The 2,436-nt window shown below is 65.8% G+C and carries 5 protein-coding genes; all 5 read right to left on the bottom strand.

Features of this window, described 5'->3' with window-relative positions:
* Nucleotides 1–554 (bottom strand): YqaJ viral recombinase family protein (locus AC1DU6_RS27445; protein ID WP_477860993.1); only part of this gene is annotated, 554 nt, incomplete at its 3' end.
* Nucleotides 551–1,330, bottom strand: coding sequence for an ERF family protein (locus tag AC1DU6_RS27440; protein WP_477860992.1), 780 nt, complete (start codon nt 1,328–1,330; stop codon nt 551–553). The genes AC1DU6_RS27445 and AC1DU6_RS27440, both read right to left, overlap by 4 nt.
* A gap of 52 nt (nt 1,331–1,382) precedes the next feature.
* Nucleotides 1,383–1,508 carry a hypothetical protein gene (locus tag AC1DU6_RS27435; protein WP_477860990.1) on the bottom strand — a complete coding sequence of 42 codons (126 nt, stop codon included), beginning with the start codon at nt 1,506–1,508 and terminating at the stop codon, nt 1,383–1,385.
* Complete coding sequence (locus tag AC1DU6_RS27430; RefSeq protein WP_477860989.1) at nt 1,505–1,801, bottom strand: hypothetical protein; 297 nt, start codon at nt 1,799–1,801, stop codon at nt 1,505–1,507. The genes AC1DU6_RS27435 and AC1DU6_RS27430 overlap by 4 nt, the downstream gene beginning before the upstream one ends.
* The gene (locus AC1DU6_RS27425) at nt 1,798–2,166 is read right to left on the bottom strand and encodes a hypothetical protein (RefSeq protein WP_477860987.1); all 369 of its coding nucleotides are present in this window, start codon (nt 2,164–2,166) and stop codon (nt 1,798–1,800) included. Before AC1DU6_RS27425 ends, AC1DU6_RS27430 begins: the two co-directional genes overlap by 4 nt.
* Between the last annotated feature and the right edge of the window lie 270 nt (nt 2,167–2,436).

The raw sequence follows: 2,436 nt of genomic DNA, 5'->3' as shown, positions 1-2,436 counted from the left end.
AGGTGGGCCTTCTCGGGGTGCTGCCAGACCTCGCCCAGCTTGTCGGCAGCCAGCGGGCACTTGATCTCGATCAGGCCGTCGTCGTCGCGGAAGCCGTCAGCGCTGTAGCCGAATCGGCTGTCATCGGTCAGGATGAGGCTGACCTCTTCGACGAGGGCGCCGGTACGCGTCTCGTAGACCATGCGGGCTTGGGGCTCCAGCTCGCGGCCACGACGCATCGCGAAGGTCACGAATGTCTCGTCCAGCGGCTCGCGGGCGATGATCTCCATCGCGATGGTCCAGGCGTACTTGATGGCGGTTTCGCTGGGCCTCGTCGTGTCAACGCCAGACAGCGCCAACTCGACAGCCTCAGCGGTCGGCTGCTTCTGGTAGCCGGCCGCGAGCTTGGCCGAGTCCTCGGACTTGCCGGCCTTGATCGCGTTGACATAGGTCTGCTGCTGCTGCGTCAGGCCGCCGACAACGGAGATAGCGTCTGAGTAGCGACTGGCCGTGATGACGCCAGCGCGCGCGCGCAACCAGTCCTCGCCGCCCTGGGGGTAGTTCAGGACGATCATGCGTGGGCACCCTTCTTCAGGGCGGTGCGGTGCTTGACCACGCAGTCCTTGAATTCGGCGTAAAGGTCCTGGCGCTTGGCATCGGCCAGAGCCTTGGAACCTTCGGCCCACAGGTCCGCCGCTTCCTTGTCGGTGGCGGTCTTCTCAAGGCGGGCAAGCAGGCTGTCGCAGAGGGCGTTGCCGACCGCAGACACGTCGACCTCCGGTGCGCCGCCGCCAGTGCGACCGTCGTCATCAGCATCCGATTCGGACAGGCCCAGCGCCATCAGAAGCGTGATGCGCTCCAGGTAAATGACGCTGCTTTTGCGCGCCTGGATCGCATTCCGGCCGGGGCCTGTGTCTACCGGGCCGTCGAACTCGATTTCTTTTGTGTGGCCGGCGCTGTGGTGGATGCAGCAGGCGATCTTGATCCAGGTCTGCGTCGTCTCAACTGGGCGGAACGTGTGGCTCAAGCCGTGCTTCGCCATGGCCTCGACGCAAGCGTCGGTGATCGCGAACAGATCCGCGTGCTTCTTGCCCTTCAGCGGACCGTCCTTGATCGTGATGTTGCGAATGACCCGGATGGACTCCTTCTTGAATTCGGCCATTGCGGCGGCGAAGGCCTTGCTTCCTTGGTCGGCATCCCATTCGCGTTGCAGCGCCAGCACTTCGCGCATGTCGGCCAGGCTCATACCGCTGGCCTTCGCGGCCATCATGAGACCGGCCGGGCTGTTCATTGCGACGGCCCCCGTCTGCTGCACGACAGGCACGCTGCGCGCGGTGTCGGAGGTTTCCACTTCCAGGGTGAGGGCGCCGGCTTCGGCGGTCGTGGTTGCAGTCATGGCGGTCTCAGGGCAGAAGAGAGGGAAGGGCCGGCGCGAGGACCAGCAGCAGGGCGGCCGCGAATGCAAGGCCGGCAGTGATCAGGCTCAGGCTTGACTGGCCGATTTCGTCGAGATCGGGGCTGGGGCTCATCGCTGCGCCACCTGTTGCGCGGGGCGAAGGGCGGTGGCCACGACGTGCGCAGCCGAGACAGCGACCAGCAGCACCATCAGGCCGGCGCCGAGGGCGCGCCACGGGTAGGCTGGCGGTGTCTGGCGCGGCGGGTCGGCCAGGAACTCGGACACAGAAGCGGCCGCCTCGGTCGGGCAGTCGCAGTTGCCAGGCGTCCCGGTGTTGCAAGCGTTGCAGGTCATCGGCCACGCCACGCGAGCTTCGCGGGCGCGGCGCTCGACCTCAACGAGGGGTAGGGCTCTGTGCGCGCTCATGCCAGCGCTCCCATCGTCGAGTCCATCGCCGCGCACTGATCAACGGTCAACGCGACGGGCGCCTCAGCCTTGCCGGCCAGCAACGCCTCGAAGCCCGCGATTTCCTGCTCAAGGCGATAGATCTCGCGCGCTCCCTCAGCGGCGTGCAACTGGTACTTCACGCAAGCAGCGTTGCGGCCGACCCTCGACAAGGTCGTCGTGGCTTCGTATCCCAGCGCCTTGAAGACATCGGCCTGGCCAAGGTCTGCATTGCGACGCTCAACCGCCAGCGCCAGGTCGCGGCGGGCGTCTGAGAGACGCAGTTCCAGTACGGCGCAAGCTCCAGGCGAAAGGCTCGCGGCGGCTTGTTGGCTCTCTGTGTTCATCGCTTGCTCCCGTGGCCCTGTTTCTGAGCCAGTGAGAGCACTGTACCGCATAYGGTACGGATGCACAACCGAAAGCGGTACGATTAGGGAATGTACCTAGAAAATAGTGCTGCCTGACGGTGCCGTTAGTGGGGGCTAGACGCCTGGCCTAGTGCGCGCGGGGATGAACCTCCGGGCGGTTGCGTCAACGTCCGCGGCGGCGCCGTCGGCGAGGAAGATCAGCGCGTCAAGTTGGGCTACCGCTAGCCACGGCATGTCGTGGAATTGCGG

It is taken from the genome of Roseateles sp. P5_B10 (assembly GCF_056400485.1).
The sequence above is the reverse complement of the archived record's forward strand: the minus strand, read 5'-3'. Positions and strand labels throughout refer to the sequence as shown.